This is a genomic window from Hallella absiana (genome assembly GCF_025457485.1).
In the GTDB taxonomy this organism is placed as follows: domain Bacteria; phylum Bacteroidota; class Bacteroidia; order Bacteroidales; family Bacteroidaceae; genus Prevotella; species Prevotella absiana.
Map to the genome: position 1 here is coordinate 111,691 of NZ_JAMXSP010000011.1, position 6,674 is coordinate 118,364.

The 6,674-nt window shown below is 50.9% G+C and carries 5 protein-coding genes and 1 rRNA gene; 5 read left to right on the forward strand and 1 reads right to left on the reverse strand.

All coding sequences use genetic code 11. The features are described 5' to 3' along the window. The first annotated feature begins 3 nt into the window (after nt 1-3). From NG346_RS07625 to NG346_RS07645, 5 genes are read left to right on the forward strand one after another with little or no spacing between them, the layout of a single operon-like run. Nucleotides 4-1,602 (forward strand): RagB/SusD family nutrient uptake outer membrane protein, encoded by a 1,599-nt coding sequence (locus tag NG346_RS07625; protein WP_262279923.1) that lies wholly within the window; start codon nt 4-6, stop codon nt 1,600-1,602. Between the two features lie 29 nt (nt 1,603-1,631). Further along, nucleotides 1,632-2,552 (forward strand): hypothetical protein, encoded by a 921-nt coding sequence (locus NG346_RS07630; protein WP_262279924.1) that lies wholly within the window; start codon nt 1,632-1,634, stop codon nt 2,550-2,552. Nucleotides 2,553-2,580: 28 nt separating this feature from the next. Beyond that, nucleotides 2,581-3,300 carry a fibrobacter succinogenes major paralogous domain-containing protein gene (locus tag NG346_RS07635; protein WP_262279925.1) on the forward strand — a complete coding sequence of 240 codons (720 nt, stop codon included), beginning with the start codon at nt 2,581-2,583 and terminating at the stop codon, nt 3,298-3,300. A gap of 9 nt (nt 3,301-3,309) precedes the next feature. Then, a complete protein-coding gene (locus NG346_RS07640; protein WP_262279926.1) occupies nt 3,310-4,446 on the forward strand; it encodes a thioredoxin-like domain-containing protein in 1,137 nt (378 codons plus the stop codon). Between the two features lie 50 nt (nt 4,447-4,496). After that, nucleotides 4,497-5,585, forward strand: coding sequence for a thioredoxin-like domain-containing protein (locus NG346_RS07645; protein WP_262288547.1), 1,089 nt, complete (start codon nt 4,497-4,499; stop codon nt 5,583-5,585). Nucleotides 5,586-6,356: 771 nt separating this feature from the next. Here NG346_RS07645 and rrf read toward each other — a convergent pair. Further along, nucleotides 6,357-6,469: ribosomal RNA gene (rrf, locus tag NG346_RS07650) — 5S ribosomal RNA — on the reverse strand. Nucleotides 6,470-6,674 lie beyond the last annotated feature (205 nt).

The following is a 6,674-nucleotide window of genomic DNA, read 5'->3' on the forward strand; positions in this document are numbered from 1 at the left end:
ATCATGATACACGCAATATATAAATATATGTGCGCCGCTGCCCTGCTTCTCTCCGTTACCGGCTGTGGCGACTTCCTCAAAGAGTACAGTCAGGATACCGACTATGTCGACAGCTGGGAGGACCTCAACGAGCTTCTCATCGGCAATTGCTACCTGCCACAATATCAGTCCAGCACCCTTGGACAAGCCAATGACGACAATCAGTTCTTCCTCCACTTCCTCGGTGACGAGCTCGATGAGAACCTCTCCACCAACGACGACAACTTAATGGAGTATGACGGCAAGGAACGCGTCTTCGGCTATTTCACCTGGCAGGCTCGTTCCGGACAGAACGACAGCTACACCGGCTATAACACCGAGAACGGAAACTGGACACAGATGTACAAACTCATCAACGTGGCCAACAACATCATCTACAGTGTCACCAAACTCAAGCAGAACGATAACGCCGCTCAGCTGGGCAAGATAAAAGTCGACGGTGAAGCTCACTTCCTGCGTGCCTACTATTATTTCTTCCTTACCAACCTCTACGGCAAGGCCTACGACCCTGCCACGGCATCCTCCGACCTCGCAGTGCCGATCAAGACCTCGGAGAACGTTGAGGACAAGTCGTTCCAGCGCAATACCGTACAGGAAGTCTATGACCTCATACTCTCCGACCTTGACATCGCTGACAAGGAACTCACGGCCTATGGCGCCCAGCCCAGCAAGTACCGTGCCGACTCCGTCGCCGTCCACTTCCTCAAGAGCCGCGTCTACCTCTACATGCAGAACTGGGAGTTGGCCGCACGCTATGCTCAGAAGGTCATCAACGAGCATCCTACCCTGCAGAACCTTAACGCACTCAACCAGAAGGCTGGAATCCTCAACGCCGCCTCTCCTGAGCTCATCTTCTCCATGGGAGGAAACGCCATGCCTTGCTACACGATGAACTATATCAAGAGCTTCACCATCACCGACAAGATCTACGGGCTCTACAGTGACGATGACCTGCGCAAGTCAAAGTTCATCTGGACCAACGGCGACTTCCACGGTTATGCCAAGACACCCATCATAGCCACGAACCTCACCTTGGAGCCCACAGACCCACAGTATTATTTCTATGCCTACTACTCGCCCACCTCGTTCAACCATGTCGACATCTCTGACAAGTTCTGCTTCCGTGCCGCAGAGGCTTATCTCATCAAAGCCGAAGCGGAGGCATATATGGGCCATGAGGATGCTGCCCGCCAGGCGCTCAACACCCTCCGGGCTCAGCGCTATGCGCCAGGCACCGACTATGCCGTCACGGCTACCGGTGACGACCTCATCAAGACGATACGCAACGAGCGGGAGCGCGAGCTCTGCCTCGAAGGACAGCGATGGTTCGACCTCCGCCGCTACCGCGTCTGCCAGGTGCTGCCGCAGAAAGAGACTATCACGCACCATTATTATTACTACGAGAGTCGCAGCTCCTCCAGACGCACAGCCCTCCACACTTTCATCCTCCAGCCCGACGACTGGGGATGGGTGCTGCCTATCCCACAGGAAGTTCTCGACGCCAACAACGGCATGAAGAACAATGAGCGCGGCACGAGAACATACTCCTCGACAGCACTGTAACAATCACCTATTCACAACACACAGTAATCATGAGACATTACTTCATTTATATACTCGCCCTCACAGCCTGCCTGACTATCGCAGGCTGCTCGGACGACGACGAGCTCACACCGTCCTACGCTGACCAAAACCGATTCTTAGCCACCGACAGCGCCACCAACCCTGTGTCGGCCATGCGCAACGAGTTTTATCGGAAGACGGGCTCCTACCTCCTCTTCAACGATACCCTCCGCCATGAGGCCATAGGCACCGATGCCGAGGGCAACACCCTCTATGCCAACGAGCTCCTCGACGTGTCCTATGTCATGGCGTCCAACGCACAGCGGACGGCATTCAAATACCAATATCTCACGCAGATAAGTGATATGAAGGACGGCATCAGCTTCCTCGAAGGCTATATCCTGCCACATCTCGGTCCCAAGCTGCGGCCTTTCTCCTGGCTCCTCGTCAGCCATATCACACGCTATACCGTAACGGATGGTGTCTACACCTATGATGCCGAGCCACAGTGTGCTGTAGGCAACAGGACTACGGCACTGGCCCTCGACGTCCTCGATGGTGCCGACGAAGAAACAAAGAAAAGTACAGCGGAAAGTATCCTCGTAGACCTGCTTAGCAACAAAGTGGCGCAACAGCCAGCTAAGGCCCTCAACGCCTTCACACAGTATTCGGCTGCGTATTATGGTCACAACGTGGCAGACCCACACTTTGACGACGATGGTAACATGAAGGATATGAACAACGCCGGATTCATCGACGGCGCCTACTCCTGGGGATACCTCTTCTGGGGACAATATCCTGCCCAGAACGACGACATTGCATCCTACGTCAACCTTGCACTCACACATACGGAGCAGGAGGTGAGCACACAGTATGCCGACTACCCCACTATCATCACCAAATACCAGGCTATGAAGCAGTTGCTCACGGACCTCGGCTATGTATACTAAGAAAACACCAACAAAAAGACAGAAGACAATGAACAGAAAACATATTCTTTCGCTCCTTGCCGCAACCCTGCTGACAGCTACGGTGTCCCTGCTGACGGCCTGCGGGAGCGACGATGATGACACGACGGTGCCCCACATCACCCCTGAAGCCACCGGAGAGTTTACCGATGAACGCGACGGCAACATCTACCACTATGTCACCTACGGTGGCCTCGACTGGACAGTGGAGAATGCACGCTATGACACAGGCAACGATGACACCCGGTCCATCTATCTCTCCAACGATGCCATCGGCGACGAAGAGGGCACGGCGGCACAACAGACCGTCAGCACCTATGGATATCTCTACTCCTGGCAAGGGGCCCAGGAGGCAGTTCCCGATGGATGGCGGCTGCCTACCGACGACGACTGGAAGAAACTGGAGATGGCACTCGGCATGACACAGCAGCAAGCCGACGCCGACGGATGGAGAGGAACCGTACAGGGCACACTGATGCACCAAAAAGACGGTACCGGCCTCGACATGCGCTATGGTGGATTCATGGACGGGCTGTCTACTTCCTTTGCCTCGAAATATTACTTCCTACAGGCCATGGGATACTACTGGACAGCGACACCTGGCGACAACCTGAAGAGCACGGCCTATATCCGCAAGCTGATGTACAACCGTCAGGATGTTTACCGCCATACTTCTTCGGTTCAGAACATGATGAGCGTTCGCTTTGTTCGTGACACACAAGGAAAATAAGATACTACTATGACAACAAACAACTTCTATGCTATGAGGGGAGAACGGCTGCTCATAGCCACAACAAAAAAGACAGCAACAGCCATGCACAGGCTGTTGCTCCTTGTCCTATTGGTCCTCACCGGTAGCTATACTGCTTGGGCGCAGCATGATGGATTCCGCCTTCATGGCTGTCTGCCCCTTCCCGACGGGACTGCCGTGGGACTTCTCGTCAGCACGGACACGGCACAATCAGTAGAGTGCTGCTCTGGCGTGCTCCGCAACCATACCTTCTCCTTTACAGGGAAGATAGACAGGCCACGCGCGGCTACCTTCATCACCAACAACCTCAATATCGTGGCAAAGAACCACTGGCCTGATGACTCCATCCATTGGAACTATATCAATCTCTATCTCACCAATGACGACATTCTCATCACCCCGGAGCTGAAGGTGAAGGGCGGGCAGGTTCAGGACGACTACAACGACCTTCTCGCCATGGATGACACCGGTGGCGCAGTGGTGTCACCAGATCTCTTCTTCCGCTTCATTGACGGTCATCCCCACTCGCCCGTCGCCGTAGACCTCGCTCGCCGGCTCATGGAACGCGCCTATAACCTCACAGCGGCACAAGTGGAACATCTCGACACCACCATCACTTCCGTCCCCGAGGACACGACAGGCCTGCGGTTGATGCGACAACAGATCGCTCAAGCCCGTAAGATGGTGAAAGGTGCTACCCTCCAGGACCTCGACCTCGTCACGACAAAAGGGATGCCGACATCTCTCTCCAAAATCGTTGCCGAAGCGCAACAGTCAAAACCGGGCTACGTCCTCATCGACTTCTGGGCCAGCTGGTGTGGTATATGCCTCGCCGCCATGCCCGACATCAAAACGCTCGCAGAGAAATACAGTCAGGACCTCACTGTACTGGGCGTGTCTATAGATATAAAAGAACAGGCATGGCTCAGAAGTATGCAAAAGCACCATGAGCCCTGGGCACAATACAGAACATCGCCACAAGGATATAAAGACCTCTTCACTAAATATCAGGTTGGCAACGGCGTACCCTACTATCTGCTCGTGCGCCCCGACGGCAAAGTGCTCTCTGCTATGTCTGGACCCGAACAAGTGAAGGAAACTCTCGATAACTTGCTCGCTAAATAATTACTATAACAATGATATCATCCATGAGAAAATTCATTCTTCTATGCGTTATGCTCTGCCTCTGTTGGGGCGCCAACGCACAGACACAACGTTATCATGTCACCGGTACCGCTGAGGGTACCGTCGACGGCGACACCATCTACCTTGCCGTCATGACAGGATTCTTTCAACTGGCACCCACCGACACGGCCATCGTCAAGAATGGCACCTTCGCCTTCAACGGCACCATTGACGGAGCTGACATGCGCGTAGCGGTAGCCATGCATAAAGGCCAAATGATTGGAATGACCGACTTCATACTGGAGAATGCACCCATCAGCCTGCAAATATATCCACAAGACAGCAACAAGAAACCCATTGTTAAAGGAGGACAGACGCAGAAACTTTATGACGAAGTTACAAAGGAAGACGAAGATTTCAGCAAGCTTATGGACAAACCTTACGAGCAAGCCAACGACTCTACACTGCCACAAGATATACGTAACAAGGCAAAAGCACAACTGGACTCGCTACGTAAAATCAGTACCAACCGACACTTCGAATTCATCATGGCTCACATTCCGTCTCCCATCAGCGATATGTTGCTGCAATGGTATGCACAAGACATGACTGAAACGCAAGTCAATGCGATCCTCAATAAGATGACGGCATCAGGCATTCAGTATCAGTATTACAAGCAGATAATGGCTGAGAGACGCATCTCTAAAGCCACAGCAGTGGGTCAGCACTATACCGACATCGTTTTGAAAGGGATTGATGGAAAGACTGACATCCAACTTTCTGCCTATATAAATAAGAACCGATACACACTCCTTGACTTCTGGGCCAGTTGGTGCGGTCCATGCCGTGCAGAGATGCCAAACGTTGTGAAAGTCTATAAACTATATCATAACAAGGGGCTGGAAGTCGTAGGCGTTTCTCTCGACAATAACCGTGAGGCATGGGTTAAGGCCATCAGCACATTGAAGATGCCGTGGCCGCAGATGAGCGATCTCAAAGGCTGGAAAAGTACTGCTGCAGCCGCTTACAACATCCGCGCAATCCCTGCAAATGTCCTTATCGACAATAAAGGAAACATCATCGCCAAAGATCTCAGAGGTGAAGAACTACTAAAAAAAATGGAAGAACTGATGAAGTAATAATAACAAGAAGAATATTACTTTTAAAGTTCTCCACGAGGAAAAAAGATTCAGAAGGCACCACAAACACGTGGTGCCTTTTTGATTTCATCACAAGTATATAGAGACAAATACAACTTTGAGACAAATCATGCTTAACAAATGCACGTCACTATATTGTATAGCCTACAAGGATAAGCCTCAAACCACATCAGTAGCATTAAAACCGAACTATTGAGAATAATTATCAAGAATAAGAGAATGTCATACACACCAATATGAATGAATGCACATATAAGAAAAGAAGCAGCAGAGCTGATTTCATTCTTACAGCTCTTTGTAATTAAGTCGCTAAAGAATAATTCTTAATTTCTCTGATTCTTGAGTTTGCCAACACCTTAGTGCCGTCAAGATCGAGATGAAAAGGTAAAGCATATTCTCCCCAAAGAGAGGGAACCGCAATACAACAAGCATGCATTGTGTGCCAATGAGAAGGCATAGCAATTCCCTCATACTATAGAAACTACAGCTTACTATAGAATTTTATTGAATCACTACCACATGATCAGACGGTATTACTTCCCCACCCGTTTAGGGAATACAAGGGAAAGTCTACTATACTTTACGAATATTGATTTTCCCTCCCTCTTAGGGAATACAAGGGAAGGGTACTATGCATTACGGGTATTGCTTTTCCATCCTTTTAGGAAGGGTTAGGGAGGGTCTACTAGGGAGAGACTACCAAAAAATCCCTTGAAAACATTGCTGTCTTCAAGGGCTCTTGTAAGTGAAAGAGGGCGGCCTCCTACTCTCCCGCATTGCATTGCAGTACCATCGGCGCAAGTGGGCTTAACTTCTCTGTTCGGAATGGGAAGAGGTGGGACCCCACCGCAATAGCCACCCAAAATGGGGTTGACTTATCGCCACAAGCTCTAAGCTATAAAGAAGCGTCTTGACTCTTTATTATATTATACAGAACTCTTACGTCTCCGAAAGAATGCTGCCAATACATCTGAAAGCATTGCCTCGAAAGAAGCTCTCGGGCAATTAGTAGTGCTCGGCTTTGACGTCACCGTCTTTACACCTGCACCCTATCAACGTCGTCGTCTG

Excerpts from the sequence above, each read along its gene's own strand:
- NG346_RS07630 (WP_262279924.1), top strand. The coding sequence starts at position 1,632 with ATGAGACATTACTTCATTTATATACTCGCCCTCACAGCCTGCCTGACT.
- NG346_RS07645 (WP_262288547.1), top strand. The coding sequence starts at position 4,497 with ATGCTCTGCCTCTGTTGGGGCGCCAACGCACAGACACAACGTTATCAT.
- NG346_RS07625 (WP_262279923.1), top strand. The coding sequence starts at position 4 with ATGATACACGCAATATATAAATATATGTGCGCCGCTGCCCTGCTTCTC.
- NG346_RS07640 (WP_262279926.1), top strand. The coding sequence starts at position 3,310 with ATGACAACAAACAACTTCTATGCTATGAGGGGAGAACGGCTGCTCATA.
- NG346_RS07635 (WP_262279925.1), top strand. The coding sequence starts at position 2,581 with ATGAACAGAAAACATATTCTTTCGCTCCTTGCCGCAACCCTGCTGACA.